This is a genomic window from Streptomyces sp. NBC_01089 (assembly GCF_045162975.1).
Classification (GTDB): Bacteria; Actinomycetota; Actinomycetes; order Streptomycetales; family Streptomycetaceae; genus Streptomyces.
Map to the genome: position 1 here is coordinate 855236 of NZ_CP108660.1, position 24164 is coordinate 879399.

General features: G+C 69.1%; 22 protein-coding genes, 1 tRNA gene and 1 pseudogene. 15 read left to right on the forward strand and 9 right to left on the reverse strand.

Features of this window, described 5'->3' with window-relative positions; genetic code table 11:
• Window positions 1–103: 103 nt before the first annotated feature.
• Window positions 104–1573 carry a purine-cytosine permease family protein gene (locus OG510_RS03855; protein ID WP_406135253.1) on the reverse strand — a complete coding sequence of 490 codons (1470 nt, stop codon included), beginning with the start codon at window positions 1571–1573 and terminating at the stop codon, window positions 104–106.
• Between the two features lie 209 nt (window positions 1574–1782).
• Between OG510_RS03855 and OG510_RS03860 the strand changes: the two genes are divergently transcribed.
• Window positions 1783–2388 (forward strand): TetR/AcrR family transcriptional regulator, encoded by a 606-nt coding sequence (locus OG510_RS03860; protein WP_406142295.1) that lies wholly within the window; start codon window positions 1783–1785, stop codon window positions 2386–2388.
• Between the two features lie 105 nt (window positions 2389–2493).
• Here OG510_RS03860 and OG510_RS03865 read toward each other — a convergent pair whose 3' ends face one another.
• The 4 genes from OG510_RS03865 to OG510_RS03880 form a co-directional block, all read right to left on the reverse strand.
• Window positions 2494–3393 carry a DUF3048 domain-containing protein gene (locus OG510_RS03865; protein WP_406135254.1) on the reverse strand — a complete coding sequence of 300 codons (900 nt, stop codon included), beginning with the start codon at window positions 3391–3393 and terminating at the stop codon, window positions 2494–2496.
• Window positions 3394–3576: 183 nt separating this feature from the next.
• The gene (locus OG510_RS03870) at window positions 3577–4383 is read right to left on the reverse strand and encodes a class I SAM-dependent methyltransferase (protein WP_406135255.1); all 807 of its coding nucleotides are present in this window, start codon (window positions 4381–4383) and stop codon (window positions 3577–3579) included.
• 122 nt (window positions 4384–4505) lie between these two features.
• Window positions 4506–5447 (reverse strand): zinc-binding dehydrogenase, encoded by a 942-nt coding sequence (locus OG510_RS03875; RefSeq protein ID WP_406135256.1) that lies wholly within the window; start codon window positions 5445–5447, stop codon window positions 4506–4508.
• A gap of 53 nt (window positions 5448–5500) precedes the next feature.
• A complete protein-coding gene (locus tag OG510_RS03880) occupies window positions 5501–5926 on the reverse strand; it encodes a nuclear transport factor 2 family protein (RefSeq protein WP_406135257.1) in 426 nt (141 codons plus the stop codon).
• A gap of 151 nt (window positions 5927–6077) precedes the next feature.
• Between OG510_RS03880 and OG510_RS03885 the strand changes: the two genes are divergently transcribed.
• On the forward strand, window positions 6078–6992 hold the full coding sequence (locus OG510_RS03885) for a LysR family transcriptional regulator (protein ID WP_406135258.1): 915 nt from the start codon (window positions 6078–6080) through the stop codon (window positions 6990–6992).
• 63 nt (window positions 6993–7055) lie between these two features.
• Here the strand turns inward: OG510_RS03885 and OG510_RS03890 are convergent, their stop codons facing one another.
• Window positions 7056–7673 (reverse strand): TetR/AcrR family transcriptional regulator, encoded by a 618-nt coding sequence (locus tag OG510_RS03890; RefSeq protein ID WP_406135259.1) that lies wholly within the window; start codon window positions 7671–7673, stop codon window positions 7056–7058.
• A gap of 150 nt (window positions 7674–7823) precedes the next feature.
• On the opposite strand from OG510_RS03890, the gene OG510_RS03895 reads away from it, so the two are divergent.
• The 6 genes from OG510_RS03895 to OG510_RS03920 all read left to right on the forward strand — a co-directional run bounded on the left by OG510_RS03895 (window position 7824) and on the right by OG510_RS03920 (window position 15812).
• A complete protein-coding gene (locus tag OG510_RS03895) occupies window positions 7824–8453 on the forward strand; it encodes an MSMEG_1061 family FMN-dependent PPOX-type flavoprotein (RefSeq protein ID WP_406135260.1) in 630 nt (209 codons plus the stop codon).
• Between the two features lie 12 nt (window positions 8454–8465).
• Window positions 8466–9374 carry a PDR/VanB family oxidoreductase gene (locus OG510_RS03900; protein WP_406135261.1) on the forward strand — a complete coding sequence of 303 codons (909 nt, stop codon included), beginning with the start codon at window positions 8466–8468 and terminating at the stop codon, window positions 9372–9374.
• A gap of 655 nt (window positions 9375–10029) precedes the next feature.
• The gene (locus tag OG510_RS03905; RefSeq protein ID WP_406135262.1) at window positions 10030–11013 is read left to right on the forward strand and encodes an ABC transporter permease; all 984 of its coding nucleotides are present in this window, start codon (window positions 10030–10032) and stop codon (window positions 11011–11013) included.
• Between the two features lies 1 nt (window position 11014).
• Window positions 11015–11971, forward strand: a complete 957-nt coding sequence (locus tag OG510_RS03910; protein ID WP_406135263.1) for an ABC transporter permease — start codon at window positions 11015–11017, stop codon at window positions 11969–11971.
• Window positions 11968–14094, forward strand: a complete 2127-nt coding sequence (locus OG510_RS03915; RefSeq protein WP_406135264.1) for a dipeptide ABC transporter ATP-binding protein — start codon at window positions 11968–11970, stop codon at window positions 14092–14094. Before OG510_RS03910 ends, OG510_RS03915 begins: the two co-directional genes overlap by 4 nt.
• Window positions 14095–14108: 14 nt before the next feature.
• Window positions 14109–15812, forward strand: a complete 1704-nt coding sequence (locus tag OG510_RS03920) for an ABC transporter family substrate-binding protein (RefSeq protein ID WP_406135266.1) — start codon at window positions 14109–14111, stop codon at window positions 15810–15812.
• 270 nt (window positions 15813–16082) lie between these two features.
• Here OG510_RS03920 and OG510_RS03925 read toward each other — a convergent pair.
• Window positions 16083–16156: transfer RNA gene (locus tag OG510_RS03925), tRNA-Pro, on the reverse strand.
• Between the two features lie 131 nt (window positions 16157–16287).
• Between OG510_RS03925 and OG510_RS03930 the strand changes: the two genes are divergently transcribed.
• From OG510_RS03930 to OG510_RS03945, 4 genes are all read left to right on the forward strand, one after another.
• Window positions 16288–16785, forward strand: coding sequence for a DUF309 domain-containing protein (locus OG510_RS03930; RefSeq protein ID WP_406135267.1), 498 nt, complete (start codon window positions 16288–16290; stop codon window positions 16783–16785).
• A gap of 205 nt (window positions 16786–16990) precedes the next feature.
• Complete coding sequence (locus OG510_RS03935) at window positions 16991–19012, forward strand: FAD-dependent oxidoreductase (protein WP_406135269.1); 2022 nt, start codon at window positions 16991–16993, stop codon at window positions 19010–19012.
• A gap of 52 nt (window positions 19013–19064) precedes the next feature.
• A complete protein-coding gene (locus OG510_RS03940) occupies window positions 19065–19595 on the forward strand; it encodes a PadR family transcriptional regulator (RefSeq protein WP_406135271.1) in 531 nt (176 codons plus the stop codon).
• Between the two features lie 81 nt (window positions 19596–19676).
• A complete protein-coding gene (locus tag OG510_RS03945; RefSeq protein ID WP_406142296.1) occupies window positions 19677–20618 on the forward strand; it encodes a DUF2510 domain-containing protein in 942 nt (313 codons plus the stop codon).
• A 135-nt stretch (window positions 20619–20753) separates the two neighbouring features.
• Here the strand turns inward: OG510_RS03945 and OG510_RS03950 are convergent.
• Window positions 20754–21008, reverse strand: a pseudogene (locus OG510_RS03950) (hypothetical protein); the annotation flags it as partial.
• Between the two features lie 208 nt (window positions 21009–21216).
• On the opposite strand from OG510_RS03950, the gene OG510_RS03955 reads away from it, so the two are divergent.
• The 3 genes from OG510_RS03955 (at window position 21217) to OG510_RS03965 (ending at window position 23256) form a co-directional block, all read left to right on the forward strand.
• Complete coding sequence (locus OG510_RS03955) at window positions 21217–21735, forward strand: GNAT family N-acetyltransferase (RefSeq protein WP_406135272.1); 519 nt, start codon at window positions 21217–21219, stop codon at window positions 21733–21735.
• Window positions 21736–21931: 196 nt separating this feature from the next.
• Window positions 21932–22585 (forward strand): GNAT family N-acetyltransferase, encoded by a 654-nt coding sequence (locus tag OG510_RS03960; RefSeq protein ID WP_406142297.1) that lies wholly within the window; start codon window positions 21932–21934, stop codon window positions 22583–22585.
• Window positions 22582–23256 (forward strand): GNAT family N-acetyltransferase, encoded by a 675-nt coding sequence (locus OG510_RS03965; protein WP_406135273.1) that lies wholly within the window; start codon window positions 22582–22584, stop codon window positions 23254–23256. Before OG510_RS03960 ends, OG510_RS03965 begins: the two co-directional genes overlap by 4 nt.
• Here OG510_RS03965 and OG510_RS03970 read toward each other — a convergent pair.
• Entirely contained in the window at window positions 23238–24137 is a 900-nt protein-coding gene (locus OG510_RS03970; protein ID WP_406135274.1) for a sulfite exporter TauE/SafE family protein, read from the reverse strand. The genes OG510_RS03965 and OG510_RS03970 overlap by 19 nt on opposite strands.
• Window positions 24138–24164: the final 27 nt, after the last annotated feature.

The window sequence follows — 24164 nt, forward strand, 5'->3', positions numbered from 1 at the left end:
GGATGGTGCGGGCGGTACAGGTGGTGCGGACGATGCGGGCGGTACAGGTGGTGCGGACGATGCGGCCGTTTCAGGTGGTGCGGGCCGTACGCGTACCGGTCAGTCAGTTGCCGGCGGGAGCTGTACGCAGCCTGCGGCGGGTCAGGGCCCAGTAGACGAGCCCGGAGACGACCGAGCCGAGCAGCGTGAGGTCACCACCGCCGAGTGGCGCGACCAGCGGCCCGGTCCACAGTTCGGAGTTGCAGGTCAGTGCGGCGAAGGCCATACCGGAGACCAGGGCGGCCATCCCGGCGGGATGGAATCCGCCGCGATACCAGTACGCCCCTCCGCGTCCCGCGTGCAGCGACCGGGTGTCGTAGTGGCAGCGCCGTATCAGCATGTCGGCGAGGAAGACCCCGCCCCACGGGGCGAACACGATGATCAGCAGGGAGAGGAAGCTCAGCAGGGACTCGGTGAAGTCCACCAGGAAGAGCGCGCCGAGCGAGCCGAGCGCGGTCACGGCGACGCTGACGATGATCGCTTTGGCCCTGCTCCACGGGATGCCGAGCACCTGGAGGTTCAGGCTGGAGGAGTACAGCGTCAGGATGGAGTTGGTGACCGAACCGCCGAGTACGAGCAGCAGGAAGACCGGCTGGAACCACCCGGGCAGCAGCTTCTCCACCCCGGCCACGGCGTCCGTCATGTCGGCCTGAGTGGCGGCCGCGACACCGGCGACACCGAGCGCGACGGAGGAGATGAGACCGCCGAGCGCGCCGCTCCAGGTGATGGAGCGCAGCGAGGTCTCGCGGGGCAGATAGCGGGTGTAGTCGGCGGGCATCGGCAGATACGAGAAGGGCCCCGCCAGCATGACGACGAAGGCGAGCGTCCAGCCGGAGAACCCGGGCGTACCGCCGGAGGCGGCGCCCGTCGTGGCGCCCGGCAGCAGGAAGACCAGCAGCACACCGAACCCGGCGGCGAGCACGTACGCCATCCAGCGCTCGGCGAACTGCACGGTGGCATGGCCCCACATGGCGACCGCGAACGTCACGGCGAGGGTGATCACCAAGGCGAGCGCCCTGGCGGCGTCACCGCCGCCGTGCCAGCCGAGGTCGGCGAAGAGCGCTTCGAGGGCGAGGGTGCCGACCACCGTGTTGACGATGGTGTAGCCGATGGAGACGACCCAGTTGAGCAGACCGGCGGGGAAGTTCCCGAGGACACCGAAGGAGGCCCGGGAGATGACCAGGGTCGCGGTGCCGGTCCTGATGCCGCTCAGTCCGGCGGCGCTGATGACGAAGAAGGTCAGCCCGCCGAGCACGACGACGGCGGTGGCCTGCCAGAAGGAGAGCCCGAAACTGACGGCGAGGGCGCCGTTGATGACGTAGGTGAAGGTCAGATTGGAGCCGAACCAGAGCCAGAAGAGGTCTTTGGCGCTGCCGTGCCGCTCCTCGTCGGGGATCGGGTCGATGCCGTGCGTCTCGACCTGGAAGACCTCGTCACTGCTGACGCCGGTCCCCCTACCGGCCGGCCGCGCGGCACTCGACGGGGCGCCCGGCGGCGCGCTCGGGTCGGTGACGTCCGTCGCTTGTCGCGCCATACGAGCCTCCGCATTCCGCATCCATACTTTGAATGCCGTTCTAAGTGTTAGAACGGCATTCAAGATGCGCCCCGCACCGGCGGCACGTCAAGACCTCCGGCCGAATTGATCTCACAGGTCGGGGATAGGCTCGACAGCGTCCGGAGCAGACCAGCGTGAGCGGGGCGGAAGTGGCACATCGCAAGGACGGGAAGATCGCACGGGACCGGATGCTCGAAGAGGCCATGACGGCCATCGCCGAGAACGGTCTCGCCGCGCTCACCATGTCCGCACTGGCCGAGCGGCTGGGGACAAGCGGCGGCCACATCCTGTACTACTTCGGCAGCAAGGACCGGCTGCTGCTGGAGGCGCTGCGGTGGAGCGAGGACGCGCTCACCGTGGAGCGCCGGGCACTGCTCGCGGGCCGGACGGCGGCCACGCGCCTGCTCGACCGCTTCCTCCAGCTGTATCTGCCCAACGGCCCGCGGGATCCGCGCTGGATGCTCTGGATCGAACTGTGGGCGCGCGCCGGCTCGAACGAACAGCTGCGCGCCGCCCAGGAGGAGCTGGACCACGGCTGGCAGGAGGACCTCGAAGCGGTCCTGGCGAAGGGCGCGTCGCAGCAGCGCTTCGCGATCGACGACGTACCGGCGCGGGCCGGTGAACTCCTCGCGCTCCTTGACGGGTTGAGCACCCGGGTGGCACTGGGCCAGCGGGACGCGGACCGCAGGGCGGCCCTGGCGTCGGCCCGGTCGGCGGCGAACCGACTGCTCGGCGTCACGACACCGGTGGACACCGCGGGCACCACGGACAGCCGGCCGGGCGGAGCCGGCTGACATCGTTGCCGGGCAGCACGGCCGACATGGCCGACACGGCCGCCATGACCGAGGCGGCCAACACGACCAACACGGCCGTCAGCTCCGATTGCTCTGTCCGCTCCGTCAGCCGGGGTCGAGGACGATCCAGGTCCGGCCGGGCCGCAGCGGCAGGGTCCGCCCCTGGTACGTATAGGTCGTCCCGGCGTCCGCAGCGGGCCTGCTCCAGTGCACGCCGTACGACCGCCCGTCACGCAGCACGACCGCGGAGCCACTGCCGACGGTCCGGGAGAACGGAACGTATCCCGTGCGACTGTGGAAGCGTGACTCCTCGACCTTCACCCGCTGGATGATCACGTTGTCGGCCGTCCAGGGCGATGCCGCACCGTCCATGGCGACCCGGTAGCGCGGCGCGTCCCAGGTGAAGGTGAACCTGGCGGCGGGCATGGAGGCCGACGTGACGCCCGCCGACTGCCCGCCGCCGGGGACCTTCGCGGCGAAGCGCAGCCCGATGTCCTTGGCCGTACCGGCGCCGTCGGCGAGCCCCTTCGTGTGCACGTACTCGTTGTGCGGGGCCGGCCGGTCCGGGTCCCGGAAGAACGCACCGGTGCCGGTTCTGGTGACGATGTCCGAGCTCTTCAGCACGGGGAGCAGCATGCTCTGGGCACCGGAGAAGGCGAGTGCGGGCTTGTCGTAAGCCTGGAGGAGCTGGAGGTCCGTCTCCCGCGCACTGCGGACGGGCCCGACGGTCGGCGGCAGATGGCTGCTGTCGTAGACGGCCATGAGGCGCGAGAGCCCGCCCTCGACCTCGATGGCGTACACGAGGTCCGCGTCATTGAGCCCGGTCTGCGGCCGGGCGGCGCGTACGTTGTCGACCTTCACGGCAAGGACCCGGCCCGCGGCCCCGCCCTCGCCGGTCAGGACCGAGCGGCCCGAGCCGCCACTCTCCGAGGCCGAACAGCCCACGGCCAGCCCCACAACGAGGGCCGCGACCGCGCCCGCCCGCAGTGCTTTCGCCCCGTCCATCCGCGCTCCTCACGTCCGTACCGACCACGGGCCCCGCCAGAGGCGAACCACCCCGACGCACTGGACGATACTCGGACATAACACTCCCGCGCAGCGAACTCACATCCAGAAGGCGACGGACCTCGGCGTCGTTGTCGTTCTCAGCAGACAGCGGACGGCGGACAGCGGACAGCAGACAGCAGATCAGGCTGTTGCGCAGGCGAGCAGCGCCCTGTGCGGCAGGGCGAGCCGGCCGTCAGAGCCGGTGAACTCCTTGCTGAGCAGGTCGAATTGCCGTTTGATCTCCGCCCTGATCCCGGCCGGTTGGGCGGCGATGAGGTGACCGGTGAAGCCGACACCCGATGCCGCACCGTGCCACCACTCCTGCACGGATGTCCGATGGTCCCAGGCGACGGTCCGGCACGAGGGTTCGGAGAGCCCGGCTGCCAACATCACGTCCGCAAGCCCCTGTTCAGTACGCGGGAAGTCGGTCTCGGGCGCCAGCACGGTCCGGTGGGCCGGGCGCTCCACACCGGCGGCCTCCGTAGCCCGTACCAGCAGGTCCCGCCCGGCCCCGGCCGGCACGGACCACATGGTCACCGCGATCCGTCCGCCCGGCCTGGTCACCCGGCCCAACTCGGCCAGCGCGGCCCGCGGCCGGCCGACATGGTCCAGCACGAAGTTGGCGGTCACTCCGTCGAAGGCGTCGTCGTCGAAGGGCAGAACGGGCAGCTCGGCGACACGTACATCAGCGGCGGGCACAGCCTTGGCCGCGAACTCCACCATCCCCGGCTCGGCATCGACCGCACTGACCCGGGCACCCCGCGCGCACGCCCCCGCGGCGACGTTTCCCGACCCGGTGCCCACATCCAGCAGACGGACACCGGGACCGGCCCCGACAGCGTCCAGCAACTGCTCGATCGGATACGCGCACAACGCGGCGAAGGACTCCGCGTACGCAACAGCCCGCCCCGACCACACGGAACGCGCACTCTCGCCGAACCCGTTCACGACACCACCCACCCCTGGACCGAGCACATCATGGCCGCACCGGACAGTACCCAACCGTCCGGCCGGCAACCCCGGCGACTCGGCGGTGTGCGGGGCGGTCAGCCGGTCAGCCGGTCAGCCGGTCAGCCCACTGTCAGAACCGCGTTGCCCCGCACCCGTCGCTCGCGCAGCTCGGTGATGACGTCACCCGTACGCGACCAGTCCCGTACGGTGCCGATCTCCGGATGCAGCCGTCCTGCGGAGACCAGCCGGACCAGCGTGGCGAGGTCATCGCTGTACGGCGCGTCGGACGAGGTGTAGTCGAAGTGGGCGATCCTGGCCTGGAGGGGGCCCTTGAAGAAGTCGAAGAAGTCGAGGGTCACCGGAGTGCGGCCGGCCTGGCCGAACCACACGAGCAGTGCGCCCGGGGCGAGTTGGGACAGTGCGGCGGGAAGTGAGGCTCCGCCGACGGACTCCAGCACCACGTCGAACGGGCCCAGTGCCTCCTCGACCGAGGTCACCAGTTCGACCGCTCCGAGTTCCAGCAGCCGCGCGCCACGGTCCGCGGTCGCGCTGACCGCGGTCACCGCCGCACCGGAGGATGCCGCCAGCTCCGTCACGTAGTGGCCGACTCCCCCACTCGCTCCGGTGAGCAGTATGCGCCGGCCGGCGACCGGACCCGCCGCACGCAGCAGGCGCAGTGCGGTGATGCCGGCGAGCGGGAGCGCCGCGGCGGTCACCGCGTCGATAGAGTCCGGGAGTTCGGCGACATGCGCAGTGGCCACGGCGACACGCTCGGCCCACCCGTAGGCGGGCGGGTGGGCGACCACGCGGGTACCGGCGATGGGCCCCGTCCCGTCGGCGGCGGCTCGTAGCACCGTGCCGGCAACGTCCTTGCCCGGCCGCCATCCGGGCCAGCGACGGTCGAGCTGTCCGTCGAGCTGGAAGGTCTCGCCGCGATTGACGGAGTACGCCTCGACAGCCAGCACCAGTTCGTCGTCCCGGGGCTCCGGTTCAGGTGCTTCACCCAGCACGACCGGGGCACGGGTGCTGGTGGGTGACGCCGGGGGCAGTACGGCTTTCATGGTGGCGGGTTCCTTCCGGTGGGGCAGGTGGGTGGCCGGTCAGTGGGGTGGATTCACGCAAAGACAACGTTGTGGGCGTGAAGTGTGTCGAAGTGTTCGCGCACGGCCGCGATGCGTCCGTCCCGGATGGTGAAGACCGCCAGGCAGTGCTGGTCATAGCGGCCACCTGCCTTGGCAAGGCCGCGGGTGTTCCACTCGGCGAGCACCCGCTCGCCCTCTGCGATGACTCCTTCGAACTCCATCTCCATCGACCCCGGGGCCATCCGGTCGACCATGGCCGGGACGAACACACCGAGGATCTCGTCCGGTCCGGTCCAGGTGCCCGACAAGGGCAGTTCGCCTGCGAGCGTCCACGTCGCGTCCGGTGCGAAGAAGGCGTGCAGGGCATCGAAGTCGCCCTCGGTCAGGGCCTTCATGTAGTCGAGGACCACGGCCTTGCTGCGCTCGGTGATGCTGGTGGGGTGCGTTTCGGTGCTCATGTCCGCGTCTCTTTCCGTGCCGTCGGTGCTGTTTCCTTCCCGATGCCTGAACCCTAGGAAGGACGGCCGCGCCAAGGGAAAGACCTGTTTCTGATCAGCTCAGACCCGGTCGGCATCACCGCAGGTCGGCGCAGGCCGTACGCTTCGGGGCATGTCTGATCTGCGCCGTCTGCGCTACTTCCTCGCGGTGGCCGCCGAGCGGAACTTCACCAGGGCCGCCGAGCGGGTGCACATAGCCCAGCCCGCTCTGAGCCGGCAGATCCGTCAGCTGGAGCAGGAGCTGGGTGTGGAGCTCCTCTCGCGCACCACCCACTCGGTCGAGCTCACCGAGGCCGGCCGACTGCTCATGGACCGCGGGACGGTGCTGTGCGACGAGGCGGACCGGCTGTGGCGGGACGTGCGCGGATTCTCCGCGGGGGCGAGCGGCTCGCTCGAGTTCGGGTACAGCACGAGCACCAGTTACGACACGGCCCCGGCTCTGCTGGCGGCACTGGCCGAAGCCCACCCCGGCATCACCACGACCACCCGGCTGCTGTCCACGGCGGAGATACTCGCGGGGGTCGCGGACGGCACGCTCGACGCCGGTCTGCTGCGCTGCCCGCCGCCCACGCCCGAGTTGGTACGCACCCTCGTGCGACTGGAACCGCAGGGCGTTCTCATGCCCGCGGGGCATCCGTTCGCAGCCGCTTCCGTCGTGGAGACGGAGCTGCTGGCGGAGGAGACCGTGCTGGTGCATCCCCGGGACGCCAACCCCGGTCACTACGACGCGATCACGAGCATCTTCACGCGGGCCGGAATCACTCCGCGGCTCCTGCTCCGTACCATTGCCTTCGATGCCGCACACACCCTCGTGGCGGACGGTGCCGCGGTCTCGGTCACCGGTGTGTCATCCGTGGCGGGCCTGCCGGCCGGGCTGGCATGGCGGCCGCTGGCACCCGTTGCGACCATTGAGATCCATCTGCTGAGCCGGGGGCTCACCGGTCGTCCCGCCGTCACCCGGCTACTGCGCACCGCGGCCGAAACAGCGCGCGCCAAGGACTGGCTCAGTTCCCCCGACACGGCCTGACGCACAGCCGGTCAACGAGGCGGCGGCCGGCCATCGCACCGCACCTGTCTGCGGCCCCGACGCTCAGCCGCGCAGATATCGGGTCAGCATCGCCACCAGTTCGTTCTCCAGCCTGGTGGCGTCGATCGGGTAGGGCTCGGCGATGAGCGGGTGCACGATGAATTCGATCGCCGACACCGCGACCCGCGCCGCCGTCATGGTGTCGGCAACCCGGACCTCCGGGTGGGTCTCGAAGAGCTTCCGGATGTATTCGATGTCCGCCTGCTGGAGCCGGGCGACCTTCTGCAGCAGTTCAGCCGACAGCGGCGGCTGTTCCATCATGACCCGCAGCAGGTGCGGATCCCCGAGGTGGTTCTCGATCGACGTCCGTACGAACAGGCGGACGATCTCTTCCAACGACTCCGGCAGCGCGCCGCTGCGGCGGCGGCTCATGGCCGCGGCGCCGGCGTCCAGGTGCCGGGTGACCAGTTCGGCCAGGATCGCGTCCTTGTTCGGGTAGTACTGGTACAGCGAACCGATCGAGACCCCGGCCCGTTCGGCGATCCGGTTGGTGGTGCCCGCGGCGTAGCCGTGTTCGGCGAAAACGTGAGCAGCCGCGGTGAGGATGCGCTGCCGCGTGAGCTCCGCGCGGACCTGTCGTGGCTCTTTACGTGGCTGAAGTCGTCGTTTCTCCGACCCCATGGCACCCCCTTCGAAGCGGCGCCAAAGCGAGTAGCGCCAGTACTGAGTAATTGCTCATAATAGCGCCATGACCTGCTGCTCAGCAGAATGGGCCGCCGCGCCGACTGCGCAGGCGCACCCCACTCGGAACGAAACCGGAAGGAGCCCGTCATGACGCATGCCCGTGTCCGGCCGCGCAGGGTGGCACCCGCCGAGGTCCGTGCCCGGCTGGGCGAACCCGAAGCGATGCTCAAGGAGAAGAAGCAGGACCGGATCGACGAGTTCTCCCGCCGCTTCATCGCCCATTCCCCGTTCCTCTCGCTGGCCACCTCCAGCGCGGCCGGTCATCTGGACTGCTCGCCGCGGGGCGACTACCCGGGTTTCGTGAAAGTGCTCGACGAGCACACGCTCGCGATCCCCGACCGGCCGGGCAACAAGATCGCCGATTCCTTCACCAACCTCGCCGAGCACGACGGGGTCGGGCTGCTCTTCCTGATCCCCGGCGCCAGGGAGACGCTGCGCGTCAACGGACGCGGCTATCCCACCGACGAGCCCGACGTGCTCGCCCGGATGCAGACGGAGGCGCGCGAGCCCGTCCTTGCGATCGTCGTCGAGGTGACGGAGGCGTACTTCCACTGCGGTCGCGCGCTGATCCGGTCCCGGCTGTGGGATCCGGCGAGCCAGACGCTGGCCGACGAGCTTCCGTCGGTGGGCGAGGTCGCGGCTGCCCAGTTCAACGTCGACATCGATCCGGCGATGCTCGAAGCGGGCCTCGAGGCCGGCTACCGCGAGCTGTACTGACAGGGGTTTCCCATGCAACACACGGTCATCGACCGGATCGAAGAGATCGCCGACGGCGTGGTCTCCGTGGATCTGCGCGGCGCCGAAGGGCCACTGGCGCCGTGGGAGGCGGGGGCGCACATCGACCTCGTCCTGCCGAACTGGCTGACGCGGCAGTACTCGTTGTGCGGCGACCCCGCGGAGCCCGAGAGGTACCGCATCGCGGTCCGCCATGAACGGCTCAGCCGGGGCGGCTCGGAGTACGTACACCGTTTCCTGCGGCCCGGCCGGACACTCGAAGTCTCCCTGCCCCGCAACCACTTCCCGCTGGAACCCGCGCCGGAGTATCTCTTCGTGGCCGGCGGCATCGGCATCACGCCCATCCTGCCGATGCTGCGTACGGCGGCCGAAGGGGGCGCCGCGGCGAAACTGGTGTACGTGGGCCGCTCGCGCGCTTCCATGCCGTTCGCCGACGAGTTGCGTGCCGCGTACGGCGGCAGAGTGACCGTCGTCGCGACCGACACACACGGCAGGCCGGATTTCGCCGCGTCGGCAGCGGGTGTGGCTTCCGACGCCCTGGTCTACTGCTGTGGCCCCGCGCCGATGCTTGCCGCGCTCGAAGCGGCCTTCCCCGCCGGGCGGCTGCGCATCGAGAGATTCCGGCCCGCCGCGCGGAAGTTCGCACCGGAAACGGCGTTCGAGGCGGTGTGCGCCCGAAGTGGACAGACGGTCCAGGTCGATGCCGATAAGTCGTTGCTCGACGCGCTGAACCATGCCGGGCGTTCGGTCCCGTCCGGCTGCCGCGAAGGTGTCTGCGGCAGCTGCGAACTCACCGTCCTGGACGGCGAGCCCGAACACCGCGACGACATCGGGGCGCCCGAGGGCCGGATGTACCCGTGTGTGTCCCGCGCGCTTTCGCCACGCCTGGTTCTGGACCTGTAGAAGGACTCAAGGGGCCGTGCCGGATTGCTCCGGTACGCATCGACGGAGCGGCTGACCGACCGCAGATGGACGAGGTCCCGCCGAGGCCCGTCGTCGCCCGTAGCGCCGCACCAGTCGGCTTCGGCCAGGGCACAGCCGTACCGGCGCCGATCCCGGGTACAGCTCGTGACCGATCAGCGGCCGGCCGATCCGTAACAGCAGCCCCAAAAAGGCAGTTGGAGCCTCCAGAGCTCCCTCGTTCATCGCGCGTCCACCACGACGTTGAAAACTTTCGCGAAGAATGACTGATATGCGGCTTCGACTTAATCGGATCGCGACCTGACCAGCCTTGACGTGCCACAGGGGCAGTTGCGATCGTCAGCATCGGCGCTGCTGAATCGTTCGGCCGCCTTGAATTGGCTTACTCCCAAGCGAGGTTGTCGCTCCATGCCCTGCGGACTGCTCACTCCCACTTCACCTACCGATGCAGCTCCGTCAGCACAGCTCAGGCTCCCGCACATGCGCGGTCCCGCGCCAATCATTTTCTGACCCTCCGAGGATCCGCACGTCCTGTCCGAGCGCTCGCGAACCGGCGCCCGGTCAATGCGGCCAAGCGTCCGGCCACTCACCGGATTTGCGGGCCGACAAGCCCCATATCACGAAAGGCCGGCTAACAGTGCTGCGTTACATCGCCCGCAAAGCAGTCGGCTGGTTTTTGATGATCGCCATCGCAACCAACATTACGTATTTCCTCGCTAACGCATTCCTCAAACCTGCGTCGAACTACACCGCGTTGCGACCGCCTCGAACTCCAGCCCAGATCAATCATTCGCTGGCGCTTTACAATCTCAATCCAGACAAGCCGATCATGGATCGGTGGTGGCACTGGATATCTCAGATCGTGACTCACTTCGATTGGGGCCAGTCGCCGACCGGGGGCAGCGTCAACGAGCAGGTCGGCTATCGCATTTTCGTCAGCGGTCAGCTGGTCCTGGGATCGACGATCCTGTCCATCATCATCGGAGTCGGACTGGGCGTCTACACCGCGTCGCGCCAGTACAAAGCCGCCGACCGGGTGTGGCAGGGACTCTCCGTCCTCTCCTTCAACACACCCTCCGCAGTGGCCTCCCTTGCGGTGGTGCTCGGCGCCATCGCGCTGAACCAGGCCCTCGGCAGCACCCTGTTGCCTGTCGCAGGAGCGCAGAGCCCCGACGTCGCAGGATTCTGGTCGGTCTTCGGGTCCAGGGCGACTCACGCGATCCTCCCCACGATTTCGCTCACCTTCATCTCCTACGCCGGATACCACCTGTTGCAGAGATCGCTGCTGCTGGATCACATCAACTCCGACTACGTCCGTACAGCACGGGCCAAGGGGTTGACGCGGCAACAGGCCATCTACCGGCACGGTCTGCGAACTTCGATCATTCCCGTAGCCACTCAGGTCGCGTTCGCGATGCCGGCGCTGTTCACCGGCGCGGTGATCACAGAGACGGTCTTCGCCTGGCACGGGATGGGTGAGTACTTCACCAGGACCATCAGCACGAACGACGTGCACGGCGTCGTCGCCGTCGCAGCTTTCGGTGCCCTCATGACGGCCATCGGCGCGATTCTCGCCGACCTCGTCATCGTGGCCCTCGACCCCAGGATCAGGGTGAGCTGACGTGGCCATCAACATGCCCGGAGCCGGACCCGGCGCCGGAGAGGTGCGTCCCGACGAGGCCGAAGCGAAGGAACTGGGGAAGGCCGGCCCCGGTGGCAAGCGCCTCTCCTGGTCCAGGCTCTACATGCGGCGCTTCGCGCGCAACAGGGCGGCGCTCGGCGGTCTGGTCCTCTTCGCCCTCCTCGTCTTCTTCTCGCTGTTCGGCCGGTACCTGACCCACTGGGACTACCAGGAGGCGGACTTCACCGCGCTCACTGTCTCCCCCGGGGTCGGCGGCCACCTGCTGGGCACCAACGGCGCGGGCAATGACGTCTACGCCCAGCTCGTGCACGGCCTCGGTCGATCGCTGATCATCGCGGTGACGGTGTCACTGCTGACCACTGCCATAGCCGGACTGTTCGGCACCACCGCCGCCTACTTCGGTGGCAAGGTCGAGCGGGCGATGCTCGGATTTGTGCACTTCCTGCTCATCCTGCCCTCCTTCCTCATCATCGCCCTGGTCGGGACGCACTACCGCGGCGAGTGGCAGGTCCTGGTCGTGGTCCTCACGCTGTTCGGCTGGATGCTCACAGCCCGGGTGATCTGGTCCCTGGCCACCTCACTACGGGAGCGCGAGTACGTGATGGCGGCCCGTTTCATGGGCGTCAGTCCGATGCGCACTATCGTCCGTCATCTGGTACCGAATATCGGGTCCCTGCTCATCGTGACGTTCACCCTGGGTGTCGCCTCGACCGTGCAGGCCGAGACGGCACTCTCCTTCATCGGTTTCGGCGTCAAGCAGCCCGACGTCTCGCTGGGTTCGATGCTCGCCGACGGCCAGAACACCCTGTCCACTGCTCCCTGGCTGTTCTACCTGCCCGCCGCCATGGTGGTGCTGCTCACCGTGGCGATGGCGCTCATCGGCGACGGTCTGCGGGACGCCCTCGACCCCACCTCGCAGTCTGGAGGCCGCGCATGACCGAGCGGCGCGCTGTCACGACCAACCCCGAGACCCAACAGCCTCTGCTGTCGGTGCGTGACCTGAAGGTGGCCTTCCCCTCGGAAGCAGGCCGGGTGGACGCCGTCCGCGGCGTCTCCTTCGATCTGCACCGCGGCAAAACGCTGGGCATCGTAGGCGAATCGGGGTCAGGCAAGTCCGTCACGTCCATGGCCGTCATGGGGCTGCTGCCCGACTACGCCTCGGTCACCGGCGAAGTCATGCTCGGCGGGATGAACCTCCTCGATCTCGACGACAGACGGATGTCGAAGGTGCGCGGCCGGCGCATCGGCATGATCTTCCAGGACCCGCTCTCGTCGCTCACTCCGATCTTCAGCATCGGAGCCCAGATCGTCGAGGCCCTCCAGATCCACCAGGACATCTCGTCCGCTGCCGCGTGGAAACGGGCCGTGGAACTGCTGGACCTGGTCGGCATTCCCAACCCCGACCGACGTGCCAAAGGGTTCCCGCACGAGTTCTCGGGCGGTATGCGGCAGCGGGCGGTCATCGCCATGGCGATCGCGAACGACCCCGACTTGATCATCGCCGACGAGCCTACGACCGCTCTCGATGTCACCGTGCAGGCGCAGATCCTCGATGTCCTCAAGACCGCCCAGCGCGAGACCGGGGCCGCGGTCATCATGATCACCCACGACCTCGGAGTGGTGGCAGGCTCGGCCGACGACGTCATGGTGATGTACGCCGGCCGCCCGGTCGAGCATGCCGGGGTGGACGAGCTCTTCTCGCGACCACGCATGCCGTACACCATCGGCCTGATGAGCGCGATTCCCCGCCTGGACGACCGCACCAGGGACGCCCTGATCCCGGTTCCGGGGACTCCGCCGCTTCTGGTGGACCTTCCCGACGCCTGCCCCTTCGCGGCGCGTTGCCCCGTGGTGCAGGACGCCTGCCGGGAGGCTGAGCCGCCCCTGCTGGCAATCGACGAGGGCGACATCGGCGGCGGACACAAGGCTGCCTGCCGACGTGCCGCGGAGATCAACGACGGCGCTATCGGCGGCGAGCCGATCTACCTCGTCCCGGCCGACAGGGAGAACCGAACCACGGCTGTCCCCCGCACCGACCGGCCGAAGGTCCTGGAACTCTCCGGCGTCACCAAGACCTTCCCACTCACCAAGGGCGGCCTGCTCAAACGCAAGGTGGGCACCGTCTTCGCCGTCAACGGCATCGACCTGGACATCCGCGAGGGAGAGACGCTCGGACTCGTCGGCGAGTCGGGGTGCGGCAAGACCACCACACTGCTGGAGATCATGGAGCTGAAGCCGCCCGAACAGGGCAGCATCTCCGTCTGCGGCAAGGACACGACGGACCTGAAGCGGAAGCAGGACATCAGCTCGGTTCGCCGAGATATCCAGATGGTGTTCCAGGACCCCATGGGAGCGCTGGACCCCCGCATGACGGTCTTCGACATCCTCGTCGAACCCCTCCGCGCGGTCGGTGAACGCGACACGAAGGCGCTCGGCACCCAGGTGGCGGAGCTCATGGAGTTGGTGGGACTCGACCCCGAGCACCAGGACCGCTTCCCCGCGGCCTTCTCCGGCGGGCAGCGGCAGCGCATCGGCATCGCCCGGGCGCTCGCCACGAAGCCTCAACTGCTGGTTCTCGACGAGCCGGTCTCGGCTCTCGACGTCTCGGTGCAGGCCGGGGTCATCAACCTGCTCAATGATCTCAAGGCCGAGCTGGGCCTGTCCTACCTCTTCGTGGCCCACGACCTGTCGGTGGTATGCCATATCTCCGACCGGGTGGCGGTGATGTACCTGGGACGGATCGTCGAGATCGGCACCACCGACTCCGTCTTCGACGAACCCAGGCACCCCTACACCAAGGCACTCCTCTCCGCGATCCCCCTGCCCGATCCGGTCGCGGAACGCACCCGGGAACGAGTCCTGCTCAAAGGCGACCTCCCCAGTCCGACCGACGATCAGCCCGGTTGCCGGTTCGTCACCAGGTGTCCCCTCCACTTGACGCTGCCGGAGCCACAGAAGGAGCAGTGCCGCGGGGTCACTCCGCAGCTCACTGGGAGGGGAGACCGGGACCACCTCGACGCATGCCATTTCGCGGACACGACCACGTCTGTCGACAACTGAGCTGAAAGGCTGTCATGAGAAGAATTGCTCTGAGCGGGTTGGCGTTCGCCGCCACCGCTTCCCTCGTCCTCTCCGGGTGCAGCGGTGGCGACACCGACAACTCCGGGCAGAAGAACTCCAAGGGCGCCACCTCGGAGAGCCAGGTACTGACTTCGTACGACCCCCAGCCTGCGAGCAACCTGAAGCAGGGGGGCAAGATGACGCTTCCCATCGTGGAGATCCCTGATCAGCTCAACCCCCTGAACGGCAACGGGTCGCTGTACACATCGAAGATCGCCTGGTTCTACCAGCCTCAGCTGTCCTTCAACGACCCCAAGGGCAATATCACCTTCAACAAGGACTACCTCACCGACGTCAAGCAGACGACGGCAGGCGGCAACACTCAGGTCACCTACGACATCAACCCCAAGGCCAAGTGGAACGACGGCCAGGACATGGACTGGACGGCGTTCCGGGACACCTGGAACGCGCTCAACGGGAAGGACAAGGATTACGTCGTCGGCTCCACCGACGGTTACTCCAGCATCGCCTCGGTCAAGAAGGGCAAGGACGCCAAGCAGGCGATCGTCACCTTCGACGGCAAGTTCGTGTACTGGAAGTCCCTCTTCTACGAGCTGGCCAACCCCCACATCGCCAAAGCCGACGCCTTCAACAAGGCTTACGTGAGCAACCCCCACCCGGAGTGGGGTGCCGGTCCCTACACCATCTCCAAGTTCGACGCCAAGGGCGGCACCGTCTCCTACAAGCCCAACCCCAAGTGGTGGGGCGCCAAGCCGCATCTGGACGAGTTCACCTATGTGCAGATGGAGGAGAGCGCTTCCGTCAACGCCTTCAAGAACGGCCAGATCGACGCGGTGGAGGTGCAGGACGCCGAGCAGCTCAACCAGGTGAAGTCGGTGAAGGGGGCCGACCTTCGCCGCGGCACGACCACCTCCAACAACCCCCTGGTCTTCAACAGCACTTCGCCGCAGTTGAAGGACCCGGCGGTGCGCAAGGCACTGATGGAGGGAATCGACCGTTCCCAGCTCGCGAAGATCACGTTCCAGGGGCTTGGCTACACCGAGCCGCTGCCTGGATCCTTCAACCTCTACCCCTTCCAGAAGGGGTACCAGGACAACTTCGGCAAGCTCGTGAAGTTCAATGCCGCCCAGGCGAAGAAGGACCTGGATGCCGCGGGCTGGAAGGCCGGCTCGGACGGTGTGCGTGCCAAGGGGGGCGAGAAGCTGGAACTGACCTTCCCCACCATCGGTGACAGGTCCACCACCAAGGCCCGTGCGACTGCCCTCGCCCAGATGATGAAGGACATCGGCGTCAAGCTGGACATCAAGGCGCACCCCTCCGCCGACTTCAACAAGGTGTTCACCCAGCGCGCCTTCGACATATTCGGGATGGGCTTCATTTCGAGCGACCCGAACGGAATGCTCTACATCTGCCAGATGTACTGCTCCGACTCCACTCTCAACGTCTCCCGCTCGGTGCCGAAGAGCATGGACAAGGAGACCAAGGCCGTCACCAACCTGCCGACCTTGGACGAGCAGCTCGCCGCCGGCAACAAGGTCGAGCTCAAAGCGATGAAGACCTACGGTGTCATGCCGACGTACAACGGCCCCACCATCTGGGCGGTCAAGAAGGGCCTCGCCAACTACGGCGCCGCTCAGTTCTACGGCAACTACGGCGTCACCGGCCCGCCCGAGCTGATCGGCTGGCAGAAGAAGTAAGCCAGCCGGCCGGGGGCTCCACCGCATCGATACGGTGGAGCCCCCGGCCGCTCGTATCCTGGCCGACAGCCACTGCCCAGCGGGATCGCCACCCGGCATGCACAAGGTCACGCCCTCCGTGCGCAGCGCTCTCCGCACTGCAGGCCGAGCCGGATCGTCGGGAACCGCTGACGCCGGTCGAGCACGCCGGTCCCCAACTGGTCCCGAAAACGAACAGAGGCCGGTTCCGGATTTCTCCGAAAACGACCTCTGACCTGCGACTCTCACGAGTCGGGACGACAGGATTTGAACCTGCGACCCCTTGACCCCCAGTCAAGTGCGCTACCAAGCTGCGCCACGTCCCGATGCCCGCCTGACCTGGGGTTTCCCCTGGCCTGACCTGCATGAGAACCATACCCCACTCCGGCCGCCCGACCGACTCCGCTATAAACGGCCACGTCGGCACGCGGGGCCGCAACAGGGGGACAATCGGCGGATGGACGAGAAGAGCGACGGCTCGGGCGGCACCGGCAGGGATCGCGACACGGAGGGCCGGGCGCGTAACGCGCGGCCCAGGGACGGGCTCGGGCGTCCGCTTCCGTACGGGGCCGAGGGCGTGGAGCGGCAGCCGGAAGGGGTGGCGCGCACGCCCGTCGAGACTCTGCGGGAGGCGCAGCGGCTGCTCGACGCCGGGATGCCGTTTCACGCGCATGAGGTGTTCGAGGACGCCTGGAAGTCGGGGCCCGAGTCGGAGCGCGCCCTGTGGCGCGGGCTGGCGCAGCTCGCCGTCGGGCTGACGCATGCCGCCCGCGGCAATACCGCCGGCGGTGCACGGCTGCTGCTCAGGGGTGCGGGCGGACTCGCCGCGTATCCCGAGCCCATGCCGTACGGGATCGACATCGGCGGGCTGGCGGCCTGGGCGGAGCAACTCGCGGGCGGGCTCCGCGGACCGGTCGACCCGCGGGTCTCGGCCCCACGCCTCACCGGCGCCTGACCGGCGGCCCCTGCCGCCGCTCGCCGGCCGGAGACGCCCGGCGCATCGCCGCTGTCCGCAGCCCGGAGAGGCGTACAGGGCTGATCCGGAGAGTCCGGCGAGTGTGCCGTACGGGCAGTGACGCACCCCATTATGCAACTTGTTGCACAACGGGACCCGGCTGGTCTAGAAAGAGCTGACCACCACTGCGCACCGGAGGCGCCGGATGAGCCCGTACCCCCACCTGCTGAGCCCCCTCGACCTCGGCTTCACGACGCTGCCCAACCGCGTCCTGATGGGATCGATGCACCTCGGGCTCGAAGAGGCACCCGACGGCTTCGAGCGGATGGCCGAGTTCTACGCGGCCCGTGCGCGCGCCGGCGCCGGGCTCATCGTGACGGGCGGGATCTCCCCCAACGAACAGGGCAGGCCGCTCGACGGCGGCGCGAAGCTGACCACCGCCGCCGAGGCCGCCCAGCACGCGGCCGTCACCGGGGCCGTCCACCGGGCGGGCGGCCGGATCGCCATGCAGATCCTGCACTTCGGCCGGTACGCCTACCACCCCGGCCTGGTGGCACCGAGCGCGATCCAGGCGCCGATCAGCCCGTTCACCCCGCACGCACTCACCGACGACGAGATCGAGCGGACCATCGAGGACTTCGTGCGGGCCGCCGAGCTGGCCAGGGGCGCGGGGTACGACGGTGTCGAGATCATGGGCTCCGAGGGCTATCTGATCAACGAGTTCATCGCGGCGCAGACCAACCACCGCGAGGACCGCTGGGGCGGGTCGTACGAGAACCGTGTCCGCTTCCCCCTGGAGATCGTCCGCCGGGTACGGGAACGGGTGGGTCCCGACTTCATCCTGATCTACCGGCTGTCCATGCTCGACCTGGTCCCGGGCGGCTCGTCGCAGGACGAGGTGATCGCACTCGCCCGGCAGATCGAGGCGGCGGGGGCGACCATCATCAACACCGGCATCGGGTGGCACGAGGCCCGGATCCCGACCATCGTGACCTCGGTGCCGCGTGGCGCGTACACCTGGGTGACGAAGAAGGTCATGGGTGCGGTCTCCATTCCCGTGGTCACCAGCAACCGGATCAACACCCCTGAGCTCGCCGAGGAGTTGCTGGCCGGCGGCGGCGCGGACATGGTGTCGCTCGCCCGTCCCTTCCTGGCCGACCCCGAGTTCGTCGCGAAGGCCCGGGAAGGCCGCTCGGACACCATCAACACCTGCATCGGCTGCAACCAGGCATGTCTCGACCACACCTTCAGCGGGCTGATCACCTCCTGTCTGGTCAATCCGCGGGCCTGCCGTGAGACCGAGCTGGTGCTGTCCCCGACCCGGCGCCGCAAGCGCGTCGGTGTGGTGGGCGCGGGTCCCGCCGGGCTCGCCTTCGCCGTGTCGGCCGCCGAGCGCGGCCACGCGGTGACGCTCTTCGACGCCGCCGACGAGATCGGCGGACAGCTGAACGTGGCGCGGCGGATACCGGGCAAGGAGGAGTTCGACGAGACCCTGCGCTACTTCCGGGTCCAGCTCGGCCTGCGCGGGGTCGATGTCCGGCTGAAGACCCTGGCGACGGTGGAGACGCTCACGGCGGAGGGCTTCGACGAGATCGTGCTCGCCACCGGAGTCGTCCCGCGCACCCCGGACATCCCCGGCCTCGACCACCCCAGCGTCGTCAGCTATCTGGACGTCCTGCGGGACGGCGCCCCGGTGGGACGGCGTGTCGCCGTCATCGGAGCGGGCGGGATCGGCTTCGACGTGGCGGAATTCCTCACCGACAGCGGCGAGTCGGCGAGCCAGGACGCGGAGGTCTTCTTCCGGCAGTGGGGGGTCGACACGGAGCACCGCACTCCCGGTGGACTGCGTACACCGGTCCGCCCGGCCTCACCCAGGACCGTGCATCTGCTCCAGCGCAAGACCGGCAAGGTCGGGGCGGGGCTCGGGAAGACGACGGGGTGGATCCACCGTGCGGAGCTCAAGCACCGCGGCGTGACGACGGTCGCGGGCGCGACGTACGAACGGATCGACGACGAGGGCCTGCACATCACGGTCGACGGGGCCGGCCGGCTGATCCCGGTCGACACGGTCGTGCTGTGCACCGGTCAGGAACCGCGCCGTGAGCTGTACGAGGCGCTGCGCGCCGCCGGGCACCCGGTGCATGTGATCGGAGGGGCCGATGTGGCGTCCGAGCTGGACGCCAAGCGGGCCGTACGCCAGGGGACCGAGCTGGCCGCGAGGGTCTGAACCGGTGCGGCGCGACAGCGGCCCCCGGCCGGGATCTCTTTAGGATGCCCGCATGTCCCTCCCCCACGCGATCCTCACCGCTCTGCTCGAAAAGCCGTCGTCGGGGCTGGAGCTGACCCGGAGATTCGACAGATCGATCGGTTACTTCTGGTCGGCGACGCACCAGCAGATCTACCGCGAACTGGCGAAACTGGAGCAGTCCGGCTTCATCAGGCCGCTGCCCCAGCAGCCCTCACGGGGACGGAAGCGGGAGTACGAGGTGCTGCCCGAGGGGCGCGCCGAGCTGACGGCCTGGGTGGCCGGCACCGAGGACCCCAGACCCGTACGCGATCCGCTGCTGCTGAGACTGCGGGCCGCGGCCGTGGTGGGGACCCACGGCATCGGAGCCGAGCTGGAACGCCACCTCGGCCTGCACGAGCGGCAGTTGGCCGAGTATCTGGCCATCGAGGAGCGCGACTTCTCGGTCTCCGCGCTCCCGGCCGACGACCGGCTCCAGCATCTGGTGCTCCGGGGCGGGATCGAGCTGGAGAAGTACTGGATCGCCTGGCTCACCGAGGCACTGACCGAGGTCACCGAACGCTGAGGTCCACCCGGCCAGGCAGCCCGGCGACCCTCATTCATGTGATTTTCACGCAGCCCGGCTACGGTGGCGGCTGTGACCCAGATGAGCCCTCCCGGCTGGCACAGAGACCCCGGGTATACAGGAATAGGCCCTGTCCAGGAACGCTGGTGGGACGGCGCCCAGTGGACCGACCAGCTGCGGGTGCCGCCTGCCGCGATCCGGCGGCGCAGGTTGCGGATCGGGGCCGCGGTCACGGCCGCCGTGGTGGTCCTGGCGGCCGTCGGAGGCGGTATCTACCTGCTGACGGACGGATCGGGCTCCGGGCACACATCGGACGCGGCGGCCGCGCCGTCCAAGGCGCCTTCGGGCGCCCCCAGCCGGCCGGGCGGCGAGAGTGGCCGGAACGGTCAGAACGGCGGCGGCGGGGACCAGGAGGGCCCCGGGCAGCAGGCACCGCCGACCGAGGACGGTTACGCCACCGACGCGGCCAGCGGGATCAGCATCCCCGTACCGAAGGGCTGGACCGGCCAGTCGGGGACGGTCGGCGCGGGCGTGACCATCGGCAAGTACGACTGCCCGGGCGGCACCGACTCGGACGGCAAGCCCGCCAAGTGTGTGCGCGGCGGGGTGTTCTCGGAGCCGGCGATCGCCCTGAAGATCTCCGCGACCACCGCGAAGGCGGCGGCGAAGAAGGACATCGCGGGCAACGCCAAGGAGTCGTACGGGGAGACCTCGTCGGGGATCACCTCGCACAAACTGCTCAAGTCCGAGGCCGTCACCGTGGCCGGACAGCAGGGGTACCTGGTGCGCTGGAAGGTGACGACGAAGAAGGGCGACGACGGGTACGTCCAGTCGCTCGCCTTCCCGTCCCCGGGGGCCGAAGGCATGCTGATCATGGTCCGCTCCGGCTTCGACATCAACGCCAAGGCGCCCGCCCTCTCCGTCATGGACACGATCACCAAGGGCATCAAGGCGGCCTCCCCTTCCGGGTCCGGGTCCGGGTCCGGGTCCGGGTCCGGGTCCGGGTCCGGCGAGGGCGCCTGACTCACCTGACTCACCGCCCGTCCGCGCCCCCGCCCCCCCTGGGCCGGGGGCGCCGCCGTACGCCAGGCCCGGTCAAGTCAGGATGAGGTCAGGCCCAGGCCCAAAGCCCGGCCCCGGCCCCGGCCCCGGCCCCGGTCAAGGCAGGACGAGCCAGTCGGCGCCGACCGCGGCCACCAGGCCCATGCACAGCAGCCAGCTCGCGACCCTGGTGCGGCCGCTGCGGCTGAGCTCGATGACCACACCGCAGAGGATCAGCGCCATCCCGTAGTCGGCCACGACCAGCAGGGACGACCGGCTGGTGATCCGCTCCGCGAGCACCAGCGCGAGCGCGGCCATCACCACCGACGCCACCGCTATCCGTATCCGCCGCGCCTGACGAGGTGTCAGCCCCGGCTTCCCGGGCTCGGTCGGATCCGTGTCCACCGCTTCGCTCTGGTCAGGAGTGCTCATGAGCGGGAATCGTAACGGAGAGCGCGCGCCCTGCGCCGACCGCAGCCCGTCCTGATGCGCGGCGCGGGCCGGGAGATCCAGGAGATACTGTCCGGGCCGAGTTCACGGAGGCGCCGGTCTCCACTCCCGTACCGAGGTGGCCGACGCCATGACCCTGCGCTCCTTCCGAGAGAACGGCCTGCTCGTCCTGGAGGCCGAACGGCTCGTGCTGCGCGAGCAGTCGCCCGCCGCAGCCGCCGTGCTGGCCGAGGGCGGCACGGCAGGACTCGACTGGCTCGACGCGGTCCCGGGCAGCGGGACACAGATCGCCGGGAAGATGGTGGCGATGGCGGCCGAGGCCGGGGCGTATCTGCCCGGATGGGGGCTGTTCGCCATCCAGCGCGCCACCGACGGCGTCACGCTGGGCGGGATCGGCTTCCACGGGCCGCCGTCCGACGGCTCGGTGGAGATCGGCTACGACCTGACGGAGTCGGCGCGGGGCGCCGGCTGGGCCACCGACGCGGTGCTCGCCCTCACCCGCTGGACGCTGCAACTCCCCACCGTCCATACGATCGTGGCCATGACGGACCCGGGCAATCTGCCCTCGCAGCAGGTCCTGCGCCGGGCCGGTTTCGTCCGGCTGGCCGACGTGGACGGACTGTGGGCGTACGAGCTGACGGCCGGCTGACGACCACAGACCGCCGGGAAGCCGGTCAGCCGCCGGGTAGTCGGTCGGCCGCCGGGAAGCCGGTCAGCCGCCGGGTAGTCGGTCGGCTGCCGGGAAGTCTGTCGGCCGCCGAGGGGCCGGTCGGCTGTTGCGCCACGCACCCGAAAACGGGTTGTGGGAGCGCTCCCCCGGCCCTCATAGTGACGCTGTGACTGCTGTGACTCCTCAGCCCTTCGTGCGCCCCTACCGTCCCGAGGACCGGCCGGCGCTCTACGACATCTGTATACGCACCGGCGAAGAGGGCGGCGACGCACGGCACTTGTACGCCGATCACGCGCTGCTGCCGAGTGTCTTCGCCGGCCCCTACGTGGAGCTCGAACCCGGTCTCGCCTTCGTGGTCGACGACGGCAGCGGCCTCCCCGTCGGCTATGTCCTCGGCACCGCGGACACCGCACAGTTCGTCGAGCGCTTCCGTACGGAGTGGCTGCCCGCGCTGGCCGGACGGTATCCGGACCCGCCCGGTCCGCTGCGGACGCCGGCCGATCAGATGGCCGCGCTCCTGCACCGGCCCCAGCGCATGCTGCTGCCCGAACTGGCCGCGTACCCCGCCCATCTGCACATCGATCTGCTGCCCAGCCATCAGCGTGCGGGGTTCGGGCGGGCGCTGATGACGCGCTTCATCGGCGCCCTCGCCGAGCAGGACGTGCCCGCCGTCCATCTGGGCATGGTCACGGCCAACACCCCGGCGCGCGCGTTCTACGACCGCATCGGTTTCCACGAGATCCCGGTGCCCGACCCGGGTCCGCTGACCTACCTCGGCCTGGGCACCGGAGCCCGGCTGTCCGACCAGCCGCCTACGCTGGCGGGATGACAGCAGAACCCGCCGCACACGGACGCCCGACGAGTATCGGCATCCGGCCGTTCCAGCCCTTCGACCTGCCGGGCATGTACCGGGTCTGCCTGCTGACCGGGGACTCGGGCGGCGACGCCACCGCGCTCTACCACGACCCCGATCTGCTCGGCCATGTGTACGCCGGCCCGTACCCGGCCGCCGACCCGGGCCTGACGTTCGTGGCGTCCGACGCACACGGGGTCGTCGGTTACGTCGTGGCGACCGCCGACTCGGCGGCGTACGAGAAGTGGCGCGAGGTCCACTGGTACGCCCCGCTGCGGCTGCGCCACCCGGAGTCCATGGCCGACGATCCGGGCGACGGCAGCAGGGACTGGCAGCGGGTGGCACAGCTCCACCGCACCCCGCCCGGCGACGGCGACCCGCTGTACGAGAGCCACCCGGCGCATCTGCACATCGACATCCTGCCGCGCGGCCAGGGCGCCGGGCTCGGCCGCCGGCTGATGGCGGCCGTGCTGGACGAGCTGCGGGCGCGGGGCGTGCCGGGGCTGCACCTCGGGGTGGGCGGCGGGAATCCGGGGGCGCGCGCCTTCTATCTGGCGCTCGGCTTCACCGAGGCCGAACGGCAGGACTGGGGCTCGGTCATGGTGATGGACCTGCGGGACGGGCCGGTTCAACGCAGCAGCAGTTGAACGCCGCCCAGCACGGTCGCGCCGATCACCAGCCGCTCGAAGAGCCGCTGGTTGATCCGGTGCACACAGGCCCGCCCGATGAAGGCGCCGGGGACGACGAAGACGACCAGCGCGGCGTCCAGCAGCAGCGACTTGGTGCCGATCAGGCCAAGGCCCACGCTGAACGGCACTTTGGTGACGTTGACGATCAGGAAGAACCAGGCCGACGTGCCGAGGAAGCCCAGTTTCCGGAAGCCCGCCGAGATCAGATAGAGCGACATGACCGGGCCGCCCGCGTTGGCGACCATGGTGGTGAAGCCGCCCAGCACACCGTACGAGCGGGCCATGGCCCGGCCGCGCCCGGCGGTCGGCCCCTGCGGTGCGTCGCCAGGGCTGTCGGTGACTCCACCGGCGGCTCCGGCGGCTCCGTCGGCAGCTCGGTCCACGGCTCCACCGGAGGCTCCGGCGGCTCCGGCGGCAGCCGCACCGGCAGCGGTAACGGCAGCAGTCGTGCGCGCCGTCTCGGTGGCGCGTCTGCGCCAGAGGGTGACACCGGCCATCAGCAGCAGGATCGCGCCGATCGAGGTGCGGACCACCGCGTCGTCGGCCCAGAACAGGAACCCCGTACCGATCACCACCCCCACCGCGACGGCCGGGAACAGCCGCCAGAGCGTGGGCCAGTGGGCATGTCTGCGGTAGGTGAGGACGGCGAGCACATCCCCGGCGATCAGTACGGGCAGCAGTACCCCGGTCGATTCCCGGGCCGGCAGGACCGCGGCGAAGACCGCGAGGCTGATGGTGTTGGCCCCGCTGACCGCGGTCTTGGAGAAGCCGACCAGCATCGCCGCCGCCGCGAGGGCGGCCATGCCCCATATGTTTCCCGTGATGCTCAGCGTGTCCATAGAGCTGAGGATGGTATGCCACAGGTC

Excerpts from the sequence above, each read along its gene's own strand:
- OG510_RS03855 (WP_406135253.1), bottom strand. The coding sequence starts at position 1,573 with ATGGCGCGACAAGCGACGGACGTCACCGACCCGAGCGCGCCGCCGGGC.
- OG510_RS03860 (WP_406142295.1), top strand. The coding sequence starts at position 1,783 with ATGCTCGAAGAGGCCATGACGGCCATCGCCGAGAACGGTCTCGCCGCG.
- OG510_RS03865 (WP_406135254.1), bottom strand. The coding sequence starts at position 3,393 with ATGGACGGGGCGAAAGCACTGCGGGCGGGCGCGGTCGCGGCCCTCGTT.
- OG510_RS03875 (WP_406135256.1), bottom strand. The coding sequence starts at position 5,447 with ATGAAAGCCGTACTGCCCCCGGCGTCACCCACCAGCACCCGTGCCCCG.
- OG510_RS03880 (WP_406135257.1), bottom strand. The coding sequence starts at position 5,926 with ATGAGCACCGAAACGCACCCCACCAGCATCACCGAGCGCAGCAAGGCC.
- OG510_RS03885 (WP_406135258.1), top strand. The coding sequence starts at position 6,078 with ATGTCTGATCTGCGCCGTCTGCGCTACTTCCTCGCGGTGGCCGCCGAG.
- OG510_RS03890 (WP_406135259.1), bottom strand. The coding sequence starts at position 7,673 with ATGGGGTCGGAGAAACGACGACTTCAGCCACGTAAAGAGCCACGACAG.
- OG510_RS03895 (WP_406135260.1), top strand. The coding sequence starts at position 7,824 with ATGACGCATGCCCGTGTCCGGCCGCGCAGGGTGGCACCCGCCGAGGTC.
- OG510_RS03900 (WP_406135261.1), top strand. The coding sequence starts at position 8,466 with ATGCAACACACGGTCATCGACCGGATCGAAGAGATCGCCGACGGCGTG.
- OG510_RS03915 (WP_406135264.1), top strand. The coding sequence starts at position 11,968 with ATGACCGAGCGGCGCGCTGTCACGACCAACCCCGAGACCCAACAGCCT.
- OG510_RS03920 (WP_406135266.1), top strand. The coding sequence starts at position 14,109 with ATGAGAAGAATTGCTCTGAGCGGGTTGGCGTTCGCCGCCACCGCTTCC.
- OG510_RS03930 (WP_406135267.1), top strand. The coding sequence starts at position 16,288 with ATGGACGAGAAGAGCGACGGCTCGGGCGGCACCGGCAGGGATCGCGAC.
- OG510_RS03935 (WP_406135269.1), top strand. The coding sequence starts at position 16,991 with ATGAGCCCGTACCCCCACCTGCTGAGCCCCCTCGACCTCGGCTTCACG.
- OG510_RS03940 (WP_406135271.1), top strand. The coding sequence starts at position 19,065 with ATGTCCCTCCCCCACGCGATCCTCACCGCTCTGCTCGAAAAGCCGTCG.
- OG510_RS03945 (WP_406142296.1), top strand. The coding sequence starts at position 19,677 with ATGAGCCCTCCCGGCTGGCACAGAGACCCCGGGTATACAGGAATAGGC.
- OG510_RS03955 (WP_406135272.1), top strand. The coding sequence starts at position 21,217 with ATGACCCTGCGCTCCTTCCGAGAGAACGGCCTGCTCGTCCTGGAGGCC.
- OG510_RS03965 (WP_406135273.1), top strand. The coding sequence starts at position 22,582 with ATGACAGCAGAACCCGCCGCACACGGACGCCCGACGAGTATCGGCATC.
- OG510_RS03970 (WP_406135274.1), bottom strand. The coding sequence starts at position 24,137 with ATGGACACGCTGAGCATCACGGGAAACATATGGGGCATGGCCGCCCTC.